Annotated in this window: 19 protein-coding genes and 1 pseudogene; 10 read left to right on the plus strand and 10 right to left on the minus strand. The window is 64.1% G+C overall.

The genetic code is table 11. The features are described from left to right. The first annotated feature begins 40 nt into the window (after positions 1-40). Positions 41-1,648: an ABC transporter permease gene (locus RX330_RS31265; RefSeq protein WP_375848503.1), complete on the plus strand. Its 1,608-nt coding sequence runs from the start codon at positions 41-43 to the stop codon at positions 1,646-1,648. 43 nt (positions 1,649-1,691) lie between these two features. Here RX330_RS31265 and RX330_RS31270 read toward each other — a convergent pair whose 3' ends face one another. Genes RX330_RS31270 through RX330_RS31280 form a run of 3 tightly spaced genes read right to left on the minus strand, consistent with a single transcriptional unit; the run spans position 1,692 to position 3,722 of the window. After that, complete coding sequence (locus RX330_RS31270) at positions 1,692-2,327, minus strand: GNAT family N-acetyltransferase (protein ID WP_317241052.1); 636 nt, start codon at positions 2,325-2,327, stop codon at positions 1,692-1,694. A gap of 21 nt (positions 2,328-2,348) precedes the next feature. Next, on the minus strand, positions 2,349-2,999 hold the full coding sequence (locus RX330_RS31275; RefSeq protein WP_212088235.1) for a CoA transferase subunit B: 651 nt from the start codon (positions 2,997-2,999) through the stop codon (positions 2,349-2,351). Positions 3,000-3,014: 15 nt separating this feature from the next. Next, positions 3,015-3,722, minus strand: coding sequence for a CoA transferase subunit A (locus RX330_RS31280; protein ID WP_212088233.1), 708 nt, complete (start codon positions 3,720-3,722; stop codon positions 3,015-3,017). Between the two features lie 288 nt (positions 3,723-4,010). On the opposite strand from RX330_RS31280, the gene RX330_RS31285 reads away from it, so the two are divergent. The 5 genes from RX330_RS31285 (at position 4,011) to RX330_RS31305 (ending at position 10,428) form a co-directional block, all read left to right on the plus strand. Beyond that, positions 4,011-5,903 carry an AsmA family protein gene (locus RX330_RS31285; RefSeq protein ID WP_317244005.1) on the plus strand — a complete coding sequence of 631 codons (1,893 nt, stop codon included), beginning with the start codon at positions 4,011-4,013 and terminating at the stop codon, positions 5,901-5,903. Positions 5,904-6,110: 207 nt separating this feature from the next. Next, on the plus strand, positions 6,111-7,496 hold the full coding sequence (locus tag RX330_RS31290) for an ABC transporter substrate-binding protein (RefSeq protein ID WP_212088231.1): 1,386 nt from the start codon (positions 6,111-6,113) through the stop codon (positions 7,494-7,496). 94 nt (positions 7,497-7,590) lie between these two features. After that, complete coding sequence (locus tag RX330_RS31295) at positions 7,591-8,463, plus strand: carbohydrate ABC transporter permease (RefSeq protein WP_212088223.1); 873 nt, start codon at positions 7,591-7,593, stop codon at positions 8,461-8,463. After that, entirely contained in the window at positions 8,460-9,326 is an 867-nt protein-coding gene (locus RX330_RS31300; protein WP_024337670.1) for a carbohydrate ABC transporter permease, read from the plus strand. Before RX330_RS31295 ends, RX330_RS31300 begins: the two co-directional genes overlap by 4 nt. A gap of 115 nt (positions 9,327-9,441) precedes the next feature. Continuing rightward, positions 9,442-10,428, plus strand: coding sequence for a hypothetical protein (locus RX330_RS31305; protein WP_317241053.1), 987 nt, complete (start codon positions 9,442-9,444; stop codon positions 10,426-10,428). Here RX330_RS31305 and RX330_RS31310 read toward each other — a convergent pair. The 5 genes from RX330_RS31310 to RX330_RS31330 are packed head-to-tail and all read right to left on the minus strand — an operon-like array spanning position 10,367 to position 17,521. Continuing rightward, positions 10,367-11,179, minus strand: coding sequence for an ABC transporter permease (locus RX330_RS31310; protein ID WP_317241054.1), 813 nt, complete (start codon positions 11,177-11,179; stop codon positions 10,367-10,369). The two genes, RX330_RS31305 and RX330_RS31310, sit on opposite strands and share 62 nt — an antisense overlap. A 4-nt stretch (positions 11,180-11,183) precedes the next feature. Further along, positions 11,184-12,098 (minus strand): ABC transporter permease, encoded by a 915-nt coding sequence (locus RX330_RS31315; RefSeq protein ID WP_317241055.1) that lies wholly within the window; start codon positions 12,096-12,098, stop codon positions 11,184-11,186. After that, the gene (locus tag RX330_RS31320; protein WP_317241056.1) at positions 12,095-13,267 is read right to left on the minus strand and encodes an ABC transporter ATP-binding protein; all 1,173 of its coding nucleotides are present in this window, start codon (positions 13,265-13,267) and stop codon (positions 12,095-12,097) included. Before RX330_RS31320 ends, RX330_RS31315 begins: the two co-directional genes overlap by 4 nt. A 51-nt stretch (positions 13,268-13,318) precedes the next feature. Beyond that, positions 13,319-14,797, minus strand: coding sequence for a glycerol-3-phosphate dehydrogenase (locus tag RX330_RS31325; protein ID WP_317244006.1), 1,479 nt, complete (start codon positions 14,795-14,797; stop codon positions 13,319-13,321). Positions 14,798-14,833: 36 nt separating this feature from the next. Then, positions 14,834-17,521: an EAL domain-containing protein gene (locus RX330_RS31330; RefSeq protein WP_212088204.1), complete on the minus strand. Its 2,688-nt coding sequence runs from the start codon at positions 17,519-17,521 to the stop codon at positions 14,834-14,836. A gap of 190 nt (positions 17,522-17,711) precedes the next feature. Here RX330_RS31330 and RX330_RS31335 point away from each other — a divergent pair, with 190 nt between their 5' ends. Continuing rightward, positions 17,712-18,815 (plus strand): NAD(P)/FAD-dependent oxidoreductase, encoded by a 1,104-nt coding sequence (locus RX330_RS31335; RefSeq protein WP_317241057.1) that lies wholly within the window; start codon positions 17,712-17,714, stop codon positions 18,813-18,815. A gap of 104 nt (positions 18,816-18,919) precedes the next feature. Here the strand turns inward: RX330_RS31335 and RX330_RS31340 are convergent, their stop codons facing one another. Then, complete coding sequence (locus RX330_RS31340; protein WP_026201910.1) at positions 18,920-19,099, minus strand: YdcH family protein; 180 nt, start codon at positions 19,097-19,099, stop codon at positions 18,920-18,922. 328 nt (positions 19,100-19,427) lie between these two features. Between RX330_RS31340 and RX330_RS31345 the strand changes: the two genes are divergently transcribed. The 3 genes from RX330_RS31345 (at position 19,428) to RX330_RS31355 (ending at position 20,349) form a co-directional block, all read left to right on the plus strand. Continuing rightward, positions 19,428-19,634 (plus strand): YdcH family protein, encoded by a 207-nt coding sequence (locus RX330_RS31345; RefSeq protein ID WP_008546179.1) that lies wholly within the window; start codon positions 19,428-19,430, stop codon positions 19,632-19,634. Positions 19,635-19,758: 124 nt separating this feature from the next. Next, positions 19,759-19,977: a hypothetical protein gene (locus RX330_RS31350; protein WP_212088200.1), complete on the plus strand. Its 219-nt coding sequence runs from the start codon at positions 19,759-19,761 to the stop codon at positions 19,975-19,977. A 120-nt stretch (positions 19,978-20,097) separates the two neighbouring features. Next, positions 20,098-20,349, plus strand: a complete 252-nt coding sequence (locus RX330_RS31355) for a hypothetical protein (RefSeq protein ID WP_151647513.1) — start codon at positions 20,098-20,100, stop codon at positions 20,347-20,349. A gap of 81 nt (positions 20,350-20,430) precedes the next feature. Here the strand turns inward: RX330_RS31355 and RX330_RS31360 are convergent. After that, positions 20,431-21,158 (minus strand): annotated as a pseudogene (locus RX330_RS31360) (GGDEF domain-containing protein). Positions 21,159-21,277: the final 119 nt, after the last annotated feature.

A 21,277-nucleotide genomic window follows, 5' to 3' on the forward strand; every position in this document is an offset into this window, starting at 1 on the left:
TTCGAGAGGCCGCGCCCACGCCGGGCGCGCCGCAACCGCTATCGCGATCGCAACCGCGATCCTGGTCGCGGCGCCCGTGATCTCGATCGTTTCGCTGGCTCTTCAGCCGGCGCCCGACGTGTGGCACGACCTGATCAACTACGTGCTGCCGGCCGCGCTGCTGGATACCGCCCTCCTGCTCGTGGGGGTCGGCATGCTCACGCTTCTGATCGGCGCCGGGACTGCGTGGGTGATGTCGCGCCACGATTTTCCCGGCCGGGGCATGCTCCTGTGGCTGATACCGCTGCCGCTGGCGATTCCGACCTATCTTGCGGCTTACGTCTATGCCGACCTGTTCGAGCCGCTCGGCCTGGTGCATCGCACCCTGGCGATCTGGCTGCCGCTGCGCGATGCCCTCGGCTATCTGCCCAACCTGCGCTCGCTGCCGGGCGCCGTCTTCGTGATCGGGCTCGTGCTCTACCCTTACGTCTATCTGTCGGCGCGCGCGACGTTCCAGGTTCAGTCCGCCGAATTCGCCGAGGCGGCCAAGACGCTGGGCGCCGGCCGATGGACCGTATTCTGGCGCGTTTCACTGCCGATGGCGCGGCCGGCGCTCGCGGTCGGCGTGGCGCTGGTCGCGCTGGAAACGCTCAACGATATCGGCGCCAGCGAATATCTCGGCATCCGCACCCTGACGGTCTCGATCTTCACCACCTGGCTCAACCGCGGCAGCCTAGCGGGTGCGGCGCAACTCGCATGCCTGATGCTTGCGATCGTCGCCGGCCTGATCGCGATGGAGCGATACGGCCGCCGCAATGCCAACACCGAATTCTCGGCCGAAAGCCCGCATATGAGGCAGCGGACACTGCTTTCGGGCGCAAGAGCGTGGATCGCGTTCGCGGTCTGCGGGCTGCCGGTGCTGATCGGCTTCGTCGTGCCGCTGCTCTACCTGGTGCATCAGGCTTTCGGTCGCGGACTGCTTGCAAATTTCGACCCGCTCCTGTGGCGCCACACCTTCCATTCGTTTGCCTTTGCCGCGCTCGCGACGCTCATGGCGCTGTTGCTCGCGCTCGCCACGACGATCGCGCATCGCTTTCGGCCGGATCCTCTGCGATATTTGGCGATGAGCATTGCGCAGACCGGATACGCGCTGCCGGGTCTCGTGATTGCCCTCGGTCTGCTGACCCCGGTACTGGCCGTCGATAACGCGATGAGCGTGGTCGCCAGCGCGATGGGACGCCCTCTCCCCGGGCTGATCCTGGTCGGCTCCGGGATGGCCGTCGTCATCGCCTATACAATCCGTTTTCTGGCCGTGCCGGTCGGCATGATCAAGGCCGGATTGGACAGCATTCCGCGCGACTATGACGAGAGCGCGCGGACGGTCGGCGCCGGCCAGGCGGTCATGTTGAGGCAGATCTATCTGCCGTTGCTCCGGCCCGCGATGCTTGGCGCCGTCATCATCATGTTCGTCGACTGCCTGAAGGAGCTCCCGGCAACGCTGCTCTTGCGGCCCCTCAACGTCGAGACACTGTCGACGTCGATCTACCAGTTCGCGAGCCGCGGGAATTTCGAGGACGGCGCGCTCGCGGCCCTCCTGATCATCGCCGCCAGCATCGGCCCGGTCGCGTGGCTGACCCGCTTCTCCGAGGTGCCGAGTGGCCCCGCTTGACGGCCAAGGCCCAACGTTCGCGCATTCGCGCCAACAAGGATGATCAAATCGTCCGCGCGAACATGCGAAAGCCGGGAGCGCCGATGATCGCCTCGAAAGCCGGATCGCGCTTCTCTTCCGCAAAGCTGAAGCCAGCCTTGGCATAAGCACGCTCGGCCGGCTCATTGCCGATCAGGAACGAGATCGTCGCCCGTGCAAAACCGGCCGCTCGCCCTTTGTCCAGCGCATCGGCGATCAAGGCCTGCACCAAGCCGCGACCGCGGTGAGCCGGATCGGCCGCGACATGCTCGATCATCCAATCACCCTCGCCGCCCTGCACCCAGCAGGCACGCGTGTAGGTGCCGCGTTTGCGGATCGCCTCCAGTTCCGGCGCAGCAAGCTCCGTCGCGGCGGCAACTTCCTCGATCGCGCGCCAGGCCGCGGGTCCCGTGCCCGCCGCCGGCAAGGCACAAAGCGCCGCCGCCGGCTTGCCGTCGATTTCGGCGACGAGAAATTGCGAGACGTGCCACATCGACGCCGCATCCGCGGTCGCGATGCGCGCGATGAAGTCGCGGCTCTGCGCTTCTGGCCAGCCGAGCGCAACATCGAACCAGCCGCGCGGACGATAGCCGCGCTGCGACGACAGGATCGTTTGGGCGATGAATTCGGCGCCTTCGAGACGCGCAGACCGTATCGTCATGCGCGCCCCATTCTCGAGGCCTTAGGTGTTCTTCAGCGCGACGCGGAATTCGGCTTCGGTCTTGGACTTGACCTCGTCCAGCGAGACGCCGTCGGCGAGCTCGATCAGGGCCATGCCGCCGCTGCCGTGCTTGTCGATGGTGAACACGGCGAGATCAGTAACGACCATGTCGACCACGCGCTCGCCCGTCAGCGGCAGGTTGCACGTCTTCAGCAGCTTCGGGCCGTCCTTGGCCGAATGCTCCATCACCACGATGACGCGCTTGACGCCGGCGACAAGGTCCATCGCGCCGCCCATGCCCTTGACCATCTTGCCGGGGATCATCCAGTTGGCGAGATCGCCGTTCTGGGCCACCTGCATGGCGCCGAGGATGGACAGATCCATGTGGCCGCCGCGGATCATGCCGAAGGAATCCGCGCTCGAGAAATAGGAGGTCGAGGGCAGCTCGCTCACGGTCTGCTTGCCCGCGTTGATCAGGTCCGCATCTTCTTCGCCCTCGTAGGGGAACGGACCCATGCCGAGCATGCCGTTCTCGCTCTGAAGGCTGACGTCCATGCCGTCGGGGATGTAATTCGAGACCAGCGTCGGGATGCCGATGCCGAGATTGACGTAATAGCCGTCACGCAACTCCTTCGCGGCGCGCGCGGCCATCTGTTCACGGGTCCAGGCCATCTTAGTCTCCTGATCTCAAGCTGCCGTGCGCGGGCGGGTGTTGCGGAATTCGATGCGCTTCTTGGCCGAGCCGACCTCGACGATGCGCTTCACGAAAATGCCGGGCGTGTGGATATGATCAGGGTTGAGTTCACCGGCGGGAACCAGATGCTCGACCTCGGCCACCGTGATCTTGGCGGCGGTCGCCATCATCGGGTTAAAGTTGCGCGCGGTCTTGCGGTAGATGAGGTTGCCGGCGGTGTCGCCCTTCCAGGCGTGCACGATGGCGAGGTCGGCGAACAGGCCGCGCTCCATCAGGTACTTCTCGCCGTCGAACTCCTTCACTTCCTTGCCTTCGGCGATCAGCGTGCCGACGCCGGTCTTGGTGTAGAAGGCCGGGATGCCGGCGCCGCCGGCGCGGATGCGCTCGGCCAGCGTGCCCTGCGGGTTGAATTCGAGTTCCAGCTCGCCGGCGAGGAATTGCTGGGCGAACAGCTTGTTCTCCCCGACGTAGGACGAGATCATCTTCTTGATCTGGCGGGTTTCCAGGAGGCGGCTGAGCCCGATGCCGTCGACGCCGGCATTGTTGGAGACCACCGTCAGGCCCTTGACGCCGGACTCGCGGATCGCATCCGACAGTTCCTCGGCGATGCCGCAGAGGCCAAAGCCTCCCGACATGATCATCATGTTGTCCTTCAAGATGCCTGACAGAGCCGATTTGGCGTCGGGATAGACCTTGTTCATGGAAAAAACCTTCGACTGAACCTTCGGCTTGGGAGGCGTCTCGCCGTGTTGGCGGCGATTATTAGGCGAAATCCTCCAAAGCCGTCAATGATACGGGGTTCTCCCCACCGCGCCCGGGTGATAGAAGCTGCCCACGCCGTGGGCAGAACCGTCCGCGGCCTTGAAAGCGACAAGAAAACCCATCAAGTTGCGGGACTTAACACAATAGGGCTTGGGCGTGGGCACGCATGTTTCCCGGCCCGCCCTTCTGGCTCCAGCGACCAACCCGATCAGGACATGCCATTGACCATGGCCCAAGGAATGAAGCGCCTCGGGACGCCGATCGCGGTGCTGCTCGGCGTGACGTTGATCGCCCTGATCGCGACCTCCTGGCTTATCAACCGCGACGCGCTGCGCAAGGCGGTCGAAGCGCAGATCCGCGACGTCACCGGGCTCGAGCTCAATATTGCGGGCAGCATCGACATCTCGGTGCTGCCGGCAAGCTACATCTCCTTCCGCGATGTCGGCCTCAAGGGCGGCGGCACCAGCGATCCCGCGCTCCGTGTCGACGTGCTCACCGCCAATCTGCGGCTGCTGCCCTTGCTGATGCAACGTTTCGAGATCGCCGACCTGACGCTGCTGCGGCCGCGCATCCATGTCAGCCTGAAGCCGGACGGCGAGAGCAACTGGACGCCCTTCATCCAGACCATCGCGCGCACCATGAAGCCCGGGGCCGAGAACCAGATCTCGTTCTCCGAAATCCGGCTCCAGGACGGCGTGCTCGAATACGAGGACGCCGCTACGCACGCCACCGAGCAGTTCAGCGACATCGACCTGTCGCTGGCCTGGCCCTCGATCTCGCGCTCCTTCGCGGCGACCGGACAGTTCGACTGGCGCGGCGAGCGTGTCGACGGCACGATCAGCTTTTCCGATTTCGCCGCCGCACTCTCCGGCGAGCGCTCGGGCTTAAAGGCGCGGATCGCCAGCGCACCGCTCAAGCTCGCCTTCGACGGCAGCGTCGCCAACCGCACCAGCCCGATGATGGAAGGCACGCTCACGATCGACAGCCCCTCCTTGCGCAACGCGCTGCGCTGGACCGGGCAGCCGCAGCCCGCCAGCGGCGGTTTCGGCCGCTTTGTGCTGAAGGCGCGCGCCAACGTCGTCGGGGCCTCGATCGCGCTCACCAACGTCAATGTCGAGCTCGACGGCAACGCCGCCGAGGGCGTCATGACTTACGCCAATAACGGCCGGCAGATGCTGCAAGCCACGCTGGCCGCCGACGCGCTCGACTTCACACCTTATATCTCCACCTTCCGCCTGCTCGCGAGCGGCGCACGCGACTGGAACAGGCAGCTGTTCGATCTCAACGGATTGTCGACCACCGACCTCGACATGCGCCTGTCGGCGGCAAAGCTGACGGTCGGGTCGACGAAGCTCGGCCGCACCGCGATCGGCGCCAATTTGCGCAACGGCACGCTGGCGCTCTCGGTCGGCGAGGCGCAGGTCTATGGCGGGATCGCCAAGGGCTCGTTCAACATCGCACGCTCCGACACCATCGCCGACATCAAGGCACAATTCCAGTTCACCGACGTCGATCTCCAGGCCTGCGCCACCGAACTGTTCGGCCTCAACAAGCTGTCCGGCCGCGGCAACATCAACGTGTCGCTCCTCGCATCGGGCTCGAGCCCGTTCGGCCTCGTGCAGTCGCTCGACGGCAGCGCCACCGTGACCGGGCATAACGGCGCGATCTCGGGCTTCAACGCCGAACAGCTCCTGAAGCGCCTGGAGCGCCGGCCGCTGTCGGGCGGCGGCAATTTCCGCAGCGGTTCGACGCCCTACAACAATCTCACCATCGCGGTGAAATTCTCCGACGGCATTGCCACCGCCGAGGACATCCGCATCGAGGGGCCGGCTGCGAAGATCACGCTGACCGGCACCGCCTCGGTGCCGACGCGCGAATACGATATGAAGGGCGTGGCGAGCCTCAACACGACATCAGGCTTTCAATTGCCCTTCATGGTGCAGGGTCCCTGGGACGATCCCCTGATCTTCCCCGACTCTGAAAGCCTGATCCGGCAATCGCCTGCGGCGTCTCCGTTCCTCGATCTGCTGAAGCAGCGCATCACGGGGAGCGGAAAGCGCCCCACGCAGGACGGATCGCCGACGGCTGAGAATGCCAAGGAGAATGCGAAGTCCAACTGAGGATCGCGTTCCTCGGCCGATGCCCGATGATCGCGAATTGATCAGGGTGAATTGATGCGGCGATTGGATTGATGCGCGCATATGAGCATCTCCGCAGCCCCGACACGCTACGACCTGGGTCCGACAAGATGCGTTGATTGCGCTACCACCATGCGCTAGTGTTTTATACGACCGGTTAAAAACACCGGCCGTTTGAGGGAGAAAAACGTGAAATCCAAGGTTATTGGCGCAGTATCACTGGCGGTCGCTGCGGTTGGACTTTTTGCTGCCACTGCACCCGCCTTTGCGCAGCAGAAGACGATTACGGTCTGGTGGGGCAAGGGCTTCTATCGCTCCGAAGACGACGCGCTGATCGAGACGATCAAGAAGTTCGAGGCCAAGACCGGCATCAAGGTCGAATTGTCGCAATACGCGATCCAGGACATGATTCCGAAGACGGTCGCCGCGCTCGATGCCGGCACCGTGCCCGATGTCGCCTATTCCGATTCCTATGACGTCCAGGCGCAGGGCAAGTGGGCCTATGAGGGCAAGCTCGAGGATCTCTCCGACGTGATGGAGCCGATCAAGGGCCGGTTCGTGCAGAACACGCTCGATGCATCGATCCTCTACAACGACGTCGCCAAGAAGAAGGCTTATTACGGCTTCCCGCTGAAGCAGCAGAGCATGCACGTCCAGATCTGGAACGACATGCTGGAGAAGTCCGGCTTCAAGCTCGCCGACATCCCGACAGACTGGGCAGGCTATTGGACGTTCTGGTGCGACAAGGTGCAGCCGGGGATCCGCAAGGCAACGGGCCAGCGCATTTACGCCGTCGGCCAGCCGATGGGCGTGGAGTCCACCGATGCCTTCCAGTCGTTCTACACGTTCATGGATGCCTACCACGTCAAGCTGGTCGACGACGACGGCAAGCTCACGGTCGATGATCCCAAGGTTCGCGAGAACCTGATCAAGGCGATGAAGGACTATACCGACACCTACATCAAGGGCTGCACCCCGCCGTCCTCGACGACCTGGAAGGATCCAGACAACAACGTCGCCTTCCACAACAAGACCATCGTGATGACCCACAACTTCACGATCTCGATCGCGGCGAAGTGGTTTGAGGATTCCTCGAACCAGGCACTGACGCCAGAGCAGCGCGAGGCCGGCAAGAAGGCCTATGAGCAGGACATCGTCACGGCGTCCTTCCCGAAGGCTCCTGATGGCTCGACCATCAAGTATCGCTCCGACGTCAAGACCGGGCTGATCTTCACCGCGGCCAAGAACAAGGCCGAGGGCAAGCAGTTCATCAGCTTCCTGCTCCAGGAAGAGAACATCCGTCCCTATATCGAGGGTGCGCTCGGCCGCTGGTTCCCGGTGACGAAGGAAAGCCAGGAAAGCCCGTTCTGGCAGGCTGACAAGCACCGCAAGGCCGTCTACACGCAGTTCAAGGGCGGCACCACCGCGTTCGACTTCACCAAGAACTGGAAGTTCACGATCCTGAACAATGAGAACATCTGGGCGAAGGCGATGAATCGTGTCGTCAGCGAGAAGGTTCCGGTCGACAAGGCTGTCGACGAACTGATCGCCCGCATCAAGCAGGTCGCAGGCTAAGTCATCGGCACCTCTCCCCGCGCTGCGGGGAGAGGTGTAAGAACAACACCGGCCGCGTTTCGCGGCCGGCTTCTCTTTGAAGAGTCCGAAAAGAATGGCGATCACGCTCTCTGGCGATCAGGCACTTCCCGGCCCGCCTTTGTCGTCGCGGCTGACCCCGGCGCAGGTCTGGGGCATCGTGCTGCTCGCGCCCTATTTGCTCGTTTTCCTCGCCTTCGTCGTCTATCCCGTCTGCTACGGCCTGTGGCTAGCTCGCGATCCGGCGAACTACGTCGCGCTGTACCATGACCCGATCTTCGCGCGCGCCGCGATCAACACGCTGATCTTCCTGGTCATTGGCATCAACATCAAGATGCTGATCGCGCTGTTCCTGTCCGGCTTCTTCGCCGTGCAGCGCCCCTGGATCAAATGGCTCTCGGTGATCTTCATCCTGCCCTGGGCGGTGCCATCGATACCGACCATCCTGTCGGTACGCTTCATGCTCAATCCCGAATGGGGCGTGATCAACCATCTCATCTTCTCCTTCACCGGCGATGACGGCCCGAACTGGCTGAACGACCCGACCGTAGCGCTCAGCATGGCGATCGCCGTGCACATCTGGAAATCGCTGCCGTTCTGGACGCTGATCCTGATCACCGGCCGCCTCGCGATCTCGCACGATCTGTTCGAGGCCGCCGAGGTCGACGGCGCGAGCTGGTGGCAGAAGTTCCGCTACATCACCTGGCCGTCGATGCAGACGCTCTACGTCACCTGCACGCTGCTCTCGATGATCTGGACGCTGGGCGACTTCAACAGCGTCTATCTGCTCACCGGCGGCGGCCCGGCCGATCTCACGCACGTGCTGGCGACGCTCGGCATCCGCTATCTCCGGCTCGACCAGCTCTCGCTGGCGATGGCATCCATCGTCTGCGCGATGCCGTTCGTCCTGCCGCTCGTGTACTTCATGATGAAACGGTTGTCGCGATGAAGCTCCCCGGCGTAAGCGAATTCTCCTGGCGCGACGTCGCGACCGAAGCGCGGCTGCTGCTGATCGGCATTCCCGTCTTCCTGTGGACGATGATCCCGATCTATCACATGTTCCTGTTCGCGATCTCCCCGAAGGAGGACGCGTTCTCGGGCAAGCTGTGGCCGGATCACCCGACGCTGCACAATTTCCAGATCGTGTTCAAGCAGCAGCATTACTTCCTGCGCGACTTCTACATCCAGTTCTGGAATTCGACCGTGATCGCCGTCTCCGTCGGCGTGCTGACACTGGTGATCGCGACCTCGGCGGCGTTCGCGATCTCGCGATTGAAGGTGCCGGGCGGACGCACCGTGCTGAACCTTGCGCTCTTCACCTATTTCATCCCCGCGGCGTTCCTCGCCGTGCCGATGTACCGCACCATGGGCAATTACGGCCTGCTCAATAATCACTGGTCGCTGATCCTGGCCATGGTGACGATCGCCAGCCCCTACGCGATCTGGGTGCTCAAGCAGGCCTCCGACAAGCTGCCGGTCGAGCTGGACGAAGCCGCCGTGATGGATGGCGCGACGACGCTCCAGATCTTCCGCCTGGTCTACCTGCCGCTGATGATGCCTTCGCTGGTCGCGATCGGCACCTACGCGGTGCTGCTGGCCTGGAACGAATATCTCTACGCCTTCCTGCTGCTCTCCAACGACCGCGAGATCACCCTCCCCGTCGCGCTCGGCAACTTCCTCGCCGCAGACGATTCTCCCTGGGAGCTGTTGATGACGACCGGCTTCATCTACGCGCTGCCGCCGGCCGCGGTCTATTACGCCTTCCGCCGCTACATGGTGGGCGGGCTCACGGCGGGTGCGGTGAAGTCCTGACGCTGCAGGACGCATCGCGGCGCTGCAAGCAAGCCGTTTGAGTGTCGGCGTGGGCAATTGAAGATTGTCCACGCCTGCTCTAACCTCCGGGTCCCAAGGCGGGGGGCCCGGCATCATGCGCAGCAACGACGCGATCCATCTCGGCCTGATGCTGCTGGCGCTCGCGGCCTCCTATCTGGTGCCGTTCGAGCTGCTGCTGCTGGCCTATGTCGTGCTCGGTCCGGCGCATTACTTCACCGAGATCTCGTGGCTGCATGACCGCAGCTATTATCTGCCCCATCGCGGGATTGCCGCGGCCCTCGCCATCGTGGCCGTGGTCGCGGCGCTGATCGACAACGCCTCGTGGTTCGGTTTTGCGATGTGGGCAGCGCTGATCGCGTGCGCCATGCTGGCGGCGACGAATTCGGCGATCGAAAGCATGCTGCTGTTCATGGCGGCGATCGCCCTGTCCGCGATCATGTATTCGAGCGGGTCCTCGCTCGCCGTCATCGGCATCCTGATTCCGACCCTGATCCACGTCTCGTTGTTCACGCTGATCTTCATGGTGCTCGGCGCTTACCGGTCCGGAAGCCGGGTGCAGGCTGCGCTGGTGGTGGCCTACCTCATCGCCATCGCCACGATCCTGCTGCTGCCGCCAACCGCCGAAATCCGCGTCGCGAGCTTTGCCCGCGTCGGACAGGAATATTTCGGCAATGTCGGCCCGGCCCTCGGCCGGCTGTTCGGCGTGCCCGGCCTCGTCCTCGACGCAAGGCTGACCAGCCTGCTCGCCTTCGTCTACACCTATCACTACCTCAACTGGTTCATCAAAGCCGACGTGATCCGCTGGACCGCGGTGCCGAAGGCGCGGCTGGCGGCGATGGCCGCCGCCAGTGCAGCCGCAACCGCGCTCTATTTCTACGACTATGCGTTGGGATTCACCTTCCTGCTGGCGCTGAGCCTGATCCATATCCTGCTGGAGTTTCCGCTCGATGCGCTGGCGCTGCGGCAGCTCGGCGCGGCCGTCCAGGACGCAACCCGAGCACGGTTCGCGGCGCGAGCGGCTACAACGGCGCGGCGCTCTCGCCCTGTGAGCTCGACAGTTTCGAGGCGAGCGAGGCGATGACGATCACTACCGCGATCAGGGCGATCACCAGGGTGCAGATCGCGTTGATCTCGGGCTTCACGCCAAGCCGCACCTCGGAATAGATCCGGATCGGCAAGGTGGCCGAGCCAGGGCCGGTGGTGAAGCTAGCGATCACGAGGTCATCAAGCGACAGCGTGAACGCCAACATCCAGCCTGCGACGATGGCCGGCGCGATCAACGGCAGGGTGACGGAGACGAAGGCGCGGACCGGGTCGCAGCCAAGGTCCATCGCGGCCTCCTCCAGCGAACGATCGAGCGAGCCGAGGCGGGACTGCACGACCACGGCGACGAAACACATCGTCAGCGTGGTATGGGCGATCGTCACGGTCCAGAAGCCACGCTCGGCATTCAGCGCCACGAACAGCAGCAGCAGCGACAATCCCGTGATCACCTCCGGCATCACCAGCGGCGCATAGAGCATTCCCGAAAACAGCGTCCGGCCGCGAAACCGCTCGCCGCGGGACAGTGCGACCGCCGCGAGCGTGCCGAGCAGCGTGGCGATGGTGGCGGAGGAGACCGCGACCCGCAGGCTCATCCAGGCCGCCTCGATCATGGCACGGTCATTGAAGAGCTCGTGATACCAGCGCAGTGACCAGCCGCCCCACACCGTCACCAGCCGCGAGGCGTTGAAGGAATAGATGACGAGGATGAGGATCGGCAGGTAAAGGAACGCCAACCCCAGCGCGAGCGAGGCGATGTTGAAGCGGGAGAGACGGGAGACCTTGCGCATCGTCTCAGCGCCCCTGTTCCAGCTGCCGTTTCTGCAGTCGCTCGTACAGCAGCAGCGGCACCAGCAACACCACAAGCAGCACGATGGCCGCCGCCGAGGCGACCGGCCAGTCCTTGTTGGTGAAGAACTCGAGCCACAGGGTCTGGCCGATCATCAGCGAATTGGAGCCTGCCAGAAGGTCCGGGATGACGAATTCGCCGACGATCGGGATGAAGCACAAGAGCACGCCGGCGCCGACACCGGGCAACGACAACGGGAAGGTGACGAGCCAGAACACTTGCCAGGGCGGGGCGCCGAGGTCACCGGCCGCCTCCTCCAGCGCCGGCTCCATCTTGGCGAGCGTGGCATAGAGCGGCAGGATCATGAACGGCAGATAGGAATAGACGATGCCGATATACATCGCGCTGTCGGTGGAGAGCCACACCACGGGCTGGCTGACCAGATGCAGCGCCAGCAGGATCTGGTTGAGCAGGCCGTCATGCTGGAGGATGTTGATCCAGGCATAGATGCGGATCAGGAACGAAGTCCAGAACGGCACGATCACCAGCACCATCGCCACCGCCTGCCAGCTCCTCGGCAGCCGCGCCATGCCATAGGCGATGGGATAGCCGATCAACAGCAGCAGCGCAGTCGCGGTCACGGCGACGGTGAGGCTGCGCACGTAGGCGAACACGTAGATGTCGTCCGAGATCAGCAGCCTGAAATTGTCGATCGACAACGCGGCAAGGGCCGTCTTCAGCGCGTCCCATCCCGCCGTCAGGTCGAACACGGGCTCGTAAGGCGGCTGTGCGATCGCGGTCTGCGACAGGCTGATCTTCAGCACGAAGGCGAACGGCACCAGGAAGAACAGCGCCATCCAGAGATAGGGTGCAATAGCTGCAAGGCGCGCCGGCCGCGCGAAGATGCGATGGGAGCTCATGATTGCAGCACCACGCAGTCGTCGGGCGTGAACCAGGCGACGACGTCCTGGTTCACGCTATAGGCGTCGACGTCGAGGCGCGCGCTGTTGACGACCGAAGCTTGCAGCGTTCCGCCGGCGTCGAGCTTCACCTTGTAGGTCGTGGTGCCGCCGAGATAGCAGATATCGGCGATCACGCCGTCCAGACTGTTGATCGCCGCTTCACGACCGGCCTCGGACACCGGCGCGCGGCGCGAGAGCTTGACCTTCTCGGGCCGGATCGCGACCGACAATGTCGTCCCGTCGACCGGCTCGCGCGGCTCGCCGGTCAGCAGCGTGCCCGCTTCACGTGTGGCAATCACCAGGCGATGACCGTCACGCAGCTTGATCTCGCCGTCGAACACATTGACGTCGCCGACGAACTCGGCGATCCAGCGCGAGCGCGGCGCCTCATAAAGTTCGCGGGGGCTTGCGACCTGGGCCAGCTTGCCTGATTTCATCACGCCGATCCGGCTCGCCATCGTCATCGCCTCTTCCTGGTCGTGGGTGACGATGATGAAGGTCATGCCGAGCCGGCGCTGCAGTTCCATCAGCTCGGCTTGCGTGCTTTCGCGCAGCTTCTTGTCCAGCGCCGCGAGAGGCTCGTCGAGCAGCAGGAGCTGTGGCCGCCGCGCCAGCGCGCGCGCCAGCGCCACACGCTGGCGCTGGCCGCCGGAGAGCTGGTCGGGCTTGCGCTTCTCCAGTCCGTCGAGCTTCACCAGGGCAACCATCTCCGCCACGCGCGTGGCGATATCGGCGCGCGCGAGACCTGCGCGCTTCAGGCCGAAGGCGATGTTCTCGCGCACCGACAGGTGCGGAAACAGCGCGTAGTTCTGGAACATCATGTTGACGGGGCGCTGGTGCGGCAGCGCTTGTGCGATGTCCTTGCCGCCGAGCAGGATGCGCCCTTCGTCCGGCGCCTCGAAGCCGGCGAGCATCCGCAAGAGCGTGGTCTTGCCGCAGCCGGAGGGGCCGAGCAGCGCGAAGAACTCACCGGCCTTGATGTCGAGCGACACACCATCCACGGCCCGGAACGTCCCAAAGGACTTGGCGACGCCCTCGATTCGCAGCAACGGCTGGCCGGCGGCGGGAGGCGTATCTCCGCCGGCTGCATCGGCCGTGACGTCTGTTCTGGGCAACTCGTCCGTCATGTTCCTGCCAACCCCGAATCCGCCGCACGCTAGCGGCCGATCGGACTTTGCTCAACCGGTTCGGGATGGATCCTTCACAGCCGACATGAACGCCGCCAGAGCATCACGGTCCGCCGCCGGCATGGTCAGGCCAAGCTTGGAACGGCGCCACAGGATGTCCTCCGGAAAGCGCGCCCATTCGTGGCTCATCAGATGGCGCACCTCGGCGCCGGTCAGTTCGGGACCGAAAGCAGGGCCGAGTTCGTCACGGCTCTTGGCGTTACCGAGCACTGCCGCCAGGCGCGAGCCATAGGCCGCGACCAGCCGCTGAGCCTCCGGTTCGGACAGAAAGCGCCAGCGATCGCGTGCGAGGTCCACCTCCGTGTCGAAACGGTCCCAGGCGAAATCGCCGCCGGGCAGCGCTGCACCGCCGGTCCAGGGTGGCGTCATCGGACAGAACGGCGTCAGCTTCGTCAACGCACGCTCTGCGCGCAGACGCGAGGTGGTGACGTCGCCGCCGAACATCGTGATCAGCGGCGCCTTGCGCCGGCGCGCGTGAAACAGGGTCGTGCCGTCACCTCGCCGCGCGGACGCCGGCGTCAAGTTGACGCCGGAGACCGTCCGGACCACGTCGGTCGGGGCAACACGCTCGCGGAAATAACGGCTGGCCGCCTCGCAGAGATAGCCGACATCCGCCCCTCGCATCGCAACGATTGCGGGATCGCCGATGAAAGCATGCGTCACCGTGCCGATCAGCGTGAAGTCGCGCTCGAAGGGGGATGCGAAGATCAGTCGTCCATCACTGTTCTGGAAGACGTAGACGTTGTCTGAATCGAACAGCCTGGGCACGATGATCTGGCTCATCTGCATGGCCGCCACAGCAGGCTGCGGCTGACGCAGCACCGTCTCCGCGACCGTCGGCGTCCAGGCTCCGGTCGTGTTGGCCAGCGCCCGCGCCGTGATCGTGCGGCGATGGCCGCGATCGACCACCGCGAGCCGCCAAATGTCGGTCCTGTCGGCGCGCACGCAGCGAGCACCGGTCCGGATCGCAGCGCCGCGCTCGGCCGCGTCCAGCGCCGTAAGCACCACCAGGCGGGAATCGTCGACGACGCAGTCCGAATATTCGAACGCCGTCCCAAACGGACGCTTCAGCGCGTCGCCGACCGGATGATGCGTGATGTCGAGGGTGGCTGACGGCGGCAGGCCGCCCCGGTTCGTGAGCGCGTCGTAAACGTACAGGCCGGCGCGAAGCAACCAAGGCGGACGCTCGTCGGAATGCGCGGGGATCACGAAGCGCTTCGGCCGGACCAGATGCGGCGCGATCCGGAGCCAGATCCGGCGCTCGGCGAGGGCCCGGCGCACGCGCCAGAACCCCCGCCGCTCCAGCACCGACAAATCGCCGTGGATCAGCCGCGGTGTTGCCGACGACGCCGCGCCGCCGAGATCGCCCTGCTCGAACAGAATAACCCGCAGGCCGCGACCCGCCGCATCGCGGGCGAGGCTGACACCGTTCAGCCCGCCGCCGATGATCGCGAGGTCGTAATCCGCCATGAAGCCGTCGAGAAGGAGCAAAGCGCCCCATCTTCATTAGCCGGTCTTGAGCGCAAGCTCCATGACTTGAGCGCGGCCGACGAGCCCGGCATATTTCCCGATCGGCAAGGGTTTGCCGAGCAGATAACCCTGCACGCCGTCGCAGCCCTCCTTGGCGAGGAAGGCGAGTTGCTCGATCGTCTCGACGCCCTCGGCGATGATCGACATTTCGAGGCCGTGGCCGAGATCGATCACCGCACGGACGATCGCCGCCGATTGCGGGTTGCGACCGAGATTGACGATGAAGGCGCGATCGATCTTGATCTTGTCGAACGGGAACGCTTGGAGATAGCTCAGCGAGGAATAGCCGCTGCCGAAATCGTCCATGGAGATCCGCACGCCGAGCGCCTTCAGGCGGCGCAGCAGCGCGAGGCCCCGGTCGAAATCTTCGATCAACACGCCCTCGGTGATTTCCAGCTCGAGCCGGCCGGGCGCAAGGCCGGTCTCGATCAGGATCGAATGGACGAGGCCGACCACGTCGCCGTGCATGAACTGCGCCGGTGACAGATTGACCGCGACCTGGAGCGGCTTCGGCCAGGACGCCGCCTCGCGGCAGGCTTCGCGCAGGATCCACTCGCCCATCTCGACGATCAGGCCGCTCTCTTCGGCGATCGGGATGAATTCGACCGGCGAGACCTGGCCGCGCACCGGATGCTGCCAGCGTGCCAGCGCCTCGAAGCCGATGATCTCGCTCTCGGCGACGCTGTCACCCGCGGCCCCCTGCGGCTGGAACGCGAGTGAGAGCTCGCCGTTCTTGATCGCCATCGACAGGTCCTGGTGCAGCACGCGGCGGTCGCGGATCTGGTGATCCATCTCCGGCTGGTAGAGGCTGATCGTACCGCGGGACTTCTGCTTGGCACGGAACAGCGCTGCACCGGCATTGGCGAGCAGCGCGGCGCCATCGCTGCCATTGTGCGGGAAGACCGCCATGCCGGTGGTGGCGCCGGCGCGAACCGCCCGGCCGTCGATCTGGAATTCCTTTGCGACGGCCTCGCCGAGCTGCTGCGCCAGTGCAAGGCCCGCGTCCGGCTGCTTGCCGTCGATGATGAGGCCGAATTCGTCGCCGGACAGACGCGCCACCACGCCGCCACGCGCGGAGTCCTGAAGCCGCTGGGCAACCTCGATCAGGAGCTTGTCGCCGAGCGCGTGGCCGAAGACGTCGTTGACCTCCTTGAGGCCGTCGAGGTCGACACAGAGGACGGCGAACTCCTCGCCGGTGCCTTCGCAGGCCTCGATCATCTGGGTCAGTGCCTGAAGGAAGGCAGCACGGTTCGGCAAATCGGTGAGGCCGTCATGATAGGCCATGTGCGCCATGCGCGACTCGGTCTGCCGGCGGTCGGTGACGTCCTCGTGGGTCTTGATCAGATATTGCGGCTCGCCGGCGTCATTGAGCACGGTGGCGCGGCGGGTCAGGAACAGCCGCAGGCCGTCCTTGGTGGAGATCGGATGCTCCTCGGTGATCATCCCCCGCTTCTTGATCGCGGCCTCGTCGCGCGCGATGATCAGCTTGGCTTCCTTGGGGTTGAAGATGTCGGACGCGGTCAGGCCCGTGGCCTCCTCGCGCCGGCGGTTGAGGATCGTCTCCGCGCTGCGATTGGCGAGCAGATAGCGGCCGTCCTTGACCTGCTCGACGATCAGCGCCACCGGAATGTTGTCGACCACCAGATCGAGGAACTTCTTGGCGCTCTCCAGCTCCTTCGAGAGCACGCGGCGGTCAGTGATGTCCTCGAACACGAGCATCAGGAATTCGGGCTTGTTGTTCTCGTCGCGGACCACGATCCGGATCGAGGCGACCATGCGCCGCTCGCCGCCACGATCGACCTCGAATTCATTGCGGAATTGACCGTCCGGCGAATTGAGCGCCGCGCGGTCGGTCGCTTCGATGGTGGCCGCCGAGACGGGCGCGAACAGCTCGCGCGCATTCTTGCCGACGACATAATCCCGCGAGAACCCCCAGAACCGCTCATAGGCGCTGTTGGCGAAGATATAGCGGCCGTCCTCGATGTTCTTCGCGGCCACGCAGGCCGGCACGTTGTCCAGCACCGTTTCGAGGAACTGCTTGGTCGAGGCGAGCTGTCGCGACAGCTTGCGCTGCTCGCTGACGTCGAGATGTGTCGCCACCGAGCCGCCGTTCGGCAGCACGAAATATTTTACCAGGATGGCCCGTCCATCCGGCAGTTCCGTGATCAGACCGTTGGTGCTTGCCGCTTTCTCGTAGAATTCCTCGTCGGAGGCGAGGCCGAGCACGCCGCGCCTGCGTCGCAGCTCGAGGAGCTCGTGGCCACTCATGTTGGTCCAGACTTCCGAGCGCGTCAGGCCGTAAATCTCGAGATAGCGGTCGTTGCAGAAGATGATGCGGCGCTGCGCATCCGTCATCACCACGCCCTGATTGAGATTGTTCATGGCGGAGGAGACGAAGGCGTTGCGACGCAACTGCAAACGCCTGGTGCGGCGCAACGAGGAATGGATCCACAGCACGATCGCGGCAAGGAACGCGCAGACGACGATCCCCGCGATCAGGACTTCCCAGACCACGTTGGGATCCAGCTGACCCAGATAGCTCGACGCGGCGAAGCTGTCCGACAGCGCAAGGGCGCGCGCGGGCGCAACCGTGCCGGCCAGGCACACGACGGCCTGCACAGCAATCAGTAGCGTGCTGCCCTCGTGCCAGTTCTTCTCAGCCATCAGCCACCCGCGATTTCAACGTCGGATTGTCTGGCTTCACGGGTTTGGATCGGGTAAACGCCTGTACGCGCAACAGAAAAATGTGACGTAAAATACGGCAATTGCCCTGACATGATAAATTCTTCCTTAACGGAAAACGCCTCCGCGCCATTCGCCCCGGACCTGATGCCAGCGGACGTCCTGCACAACCATGGATAGGGTCGATTGCGTCGTCATCGGAGCCGGCGTGGTCGGGCTCGCGGTGGCCCGAAAGCTGGCGCAGGCCGGGCGCGAGGTCATCGTGCTCGAGGAGGCCGAGGCGATCGGCACCATCACCTCGTCGCGCAACAGTGAGGTGATCCATGCCGGCATCTACTACCGCGCCGGGAGCTGGATGGCGCGCATGTGCGTCGACGGCAAGCACGCGCTCTACCGCTACTGTGCCGAGCGCGGCATCCCGCACAGGAATTGCGGCAAGCTGATCGTCGCGACCAGCCCGCAGGAGACCGAGAAGCTGCAATCGATCAAGGCGCATGCCGAGGCCAATGGCGTGCTCGACATGCAGCTGCTCACAGGCGAGGCGGCACGCACGCTGGAACCGGCGCTCGCCTGCGATGCCGCGCTGCTGTCGCCGTCGACGGGCATCATCGACAGCCACGCCTACATGCTCTCGCTGCGCGGCGAAGCCGAGGCATCAGGCGCGGCCTTCGCGTTTCACACCCCGCTGATCCGCGCCAAGGCAGCGAACGGCCTCGTCGAAATCGAAGCCGGCGGCGAAGCGCCAATGACGCTGCAATGCAGCCTCCTCGTCAACGCTGCGGGGCTCTCGGCGACGAATGTGGCACGCAACATCGAGGGCATGCCGCTGGACCGGATTCCGCCGGCATACCTCGCGAAGGGAAACTACTTCAGCTGCAATGCCAAGGCGCCGTTCTCGCGCCTGATCTACCCGGTGCCCGAACCAGGCGGGTTGGGGGTGCATCTGACGCTGGACATGGCAGGCCAGGCGCGCTTCGGCCCCGACGTCGAGTGGATCGAGACGATCAATTACGAGGTCGACGCCTCACGCGCCGAGCGCTTCTATCCGGCGATCCGCAGATACTGGCCGACACTTCCCGACGGTGCATTGATGCCGAGCTATTCAGGAATTCGGCCGAAGATCGTGCCGCCCGCAGTGGCGACGCAGGACTTCCTGATGCAGGGCCCGCGCGACCATGGCGTGGCAGGCCTGGTCAATCTGTTCGGTATCGAATCGCCGGGACTGACGTCGTCGCTCGCGATCGCCGATCACGTCGCCGAGCTCGCAAACATCTAATCGCGCAAGGATCTTTGCAAGGTGTGCACCTTGCCGCAGGGATGAGCGCAAAGGCTCTCATCCCTGCGAAGGTACGATCAACTCTACGCTGTTACGGGGGGTTACTAGTGGAGCGTGTCGCCGTGCCTCAGACGCTCGATCTGGTCCTTGACCATCAACTTCCGGCGCTTCAACTCAACAATTTGCAGGTCGTCTGTTGAAAGGTGCACGAGAGCTTCGTGCAATTCGTTTTCGAGAAGTTTGTGCTTCCGCTCCAATTCAACGAGATGTGCCTGAATTGTCATTCGAAACCTCCTCGGTAGGGTTGAACCTCAGGATTCGATCCGGACAACGAAGTCTACATCACCGATTCGTTCTGTCGATGGGTATCCGTCATCGCAGCTTCATTTTTGAAAATTCATATGTAACGAAGCGTGAGTAAGGGAACCGCGCGGGAAAAATCCATGATATCAATGCGCTTGCGCGGCACCTCAGCGCCCTGCAGAAATATGTTGCGGGAGATCGACGAGCGAGGGTTGCAGATCGCTTGCGGTCACGCCGCGCAAGGACGATAATTTCCACAGGGCATCCACAGCCTTAGTCTCACGCCATCGGTTTTCGGCCACCGCAGACATGACCAATGAAGACGAGCGTGAGCTCGAAGCCGAGCTCACCCGGTTGCAGCAGGAACACCGAGATCTCGATGCGGCAATCGATGCACTGCATCAATCGCCCGCCCCCGACCTGTTGCGGCTGCAGCGTTTGAAGAAGCGCAAGCTGTTGTTGCGTGACCGCATCGCGTTCATCGAAGACCAGATTACGCCGGACATCATCGCCTGATCCGTGAGCGGCTTCGCGGCTCCCGCCACATGAATCCGCTTGACTCGAAAAGAACAAAATAGGAACATTTGGGCACCCCGGCGCCTCCAGGAAACGCCCAGAACAATTGACAAGGACAACGCAGATGTCGGCAACCGCCCTTCTCGACAACAGCCATTATGAACAAGCCTGCGATCAGGCGATCGCGATGTGCGATGGCAATCTGCGCAGCACCATCAAGGCGCTGATCATGGCCAACGAATACCTGGAAGCAGAGCTGGAAGAATTGCAGGCGGCGATTTCCGCCGGCTGCATCCCGGACGCCTCACGCAGCAAGATGCGGAGCAGGAGCAGCGCCGCCTGAGTTTCGAAGCGCGATGAGATCGCGCTTCTGTACTTAAGCATGATCCTGACGGGAAACCGCTTCACACTGTTCGCTGACGCGGCCCTTCGGGTCCGGATCATGCTCCACCGGAGCAACGCCATGTCGGACGTGACCTATTACGTTGCAATGCCCTTTTTGATCGATGCCGACGGCTCGCCTGTCGCTGGCGCAGCGGAAGAATGCCAGAGTTCGACGGCCGCGTTGCGGCGCGCCGAGATCTTATCGCGGGGTGCAGGCCATATCGGCGCGGTCGCCTTCAGCCGCAGCGGCGATCCCATGACCGGCGAATTCGGCGACGCCACGCTGCTGCGCAAATTCGGCAACGTGCCCGAAGATCTCGCCACGCTGTAAGGTTGATTGCTTGAGCATGATCCCGTCGGAACACCGCTTCACGCTGTTCGCTGACGCGGCCCTTCGGGTCCGGATCATGCGCTAGCTGCTGACCAGCCTGATCCGGGCTCGTGCCGCCGGTGCGCCTTGCGCACATACATGGCGGCATCCGCCTCCTCCAGGGCGCGGCCTGCGTCGGACTGCGCACCCAGCAGCGCGACCCCTGCGGAGGCGCCCGAGGCTACGTGCTGGCCGCGAAAGACAAAGGATAATTCGTCGACCGCCTGCTCAAACGCCGCGGCCTTCGCCTTGGCGTCGGTCTCGCTGAGATTCCAGAGCAGCAGCGCGAACTCGTCACCCCCGAGCCGGCCGACCACGTCGGAGGCACGAACCTGCCGTGTCAGCGTGGCGGCAATCGCCTTGAGCACTTCGTCGCCGGCGCCATGACCGAACGAATCGTTGATCGGCTTCAGCCGGTCGACGTCGAGCACGATCAGCGCCCCGCTGGCGCGGTAGCGCTTCATATAGGCGATGGCGCGCGCCAGCTCCCGCTCGAAGCCGCGCCGGTTGGGAATCTCGAGCAGGAAATCGGTGTCGGCCGCAGCTTCCAGTTCCGCGACCCGCCGCTGCGCCTCCCTGAGCTTGGTCCGCAAGCCCCGGATCGTCGCCCTGAGGCCGTCCTTGGCTCCACCATCGCCCGACGACGCGCCGCGCGCCTGCAGCTTCGCCGGACGCTTGGTCAGCCGCTTAGAGGCCGCTTTGGATCGGCCGAGGCTGGTCTTCCGGCCCTTCTTGGCCTTCGCAGCGCTCGCCCTTTTTGGTTTCTTCATGGGCATCCTGCTCAATTGAAGGCTTGCGGGGATTCACCAAGACAGGATAGTGGATTCCCTTCTCCTTGCCACCGCCTTGCGAGCCGCCGGCCGGAACCGTCAATCTGGCCTATCCTTCT

The sequence above is a fragment of the Bradyrhizobium sp. NDS-1 genome (genome assembly GCF_032918005.1).
GTDB classification, from domain to species: Bacteria; Pseudomonadota; Alphaproteobacteria; order Rhizobiales; family Xanthobacteraceae; genus Bradyrhizobium; species Bradyrhizobium tunisiense.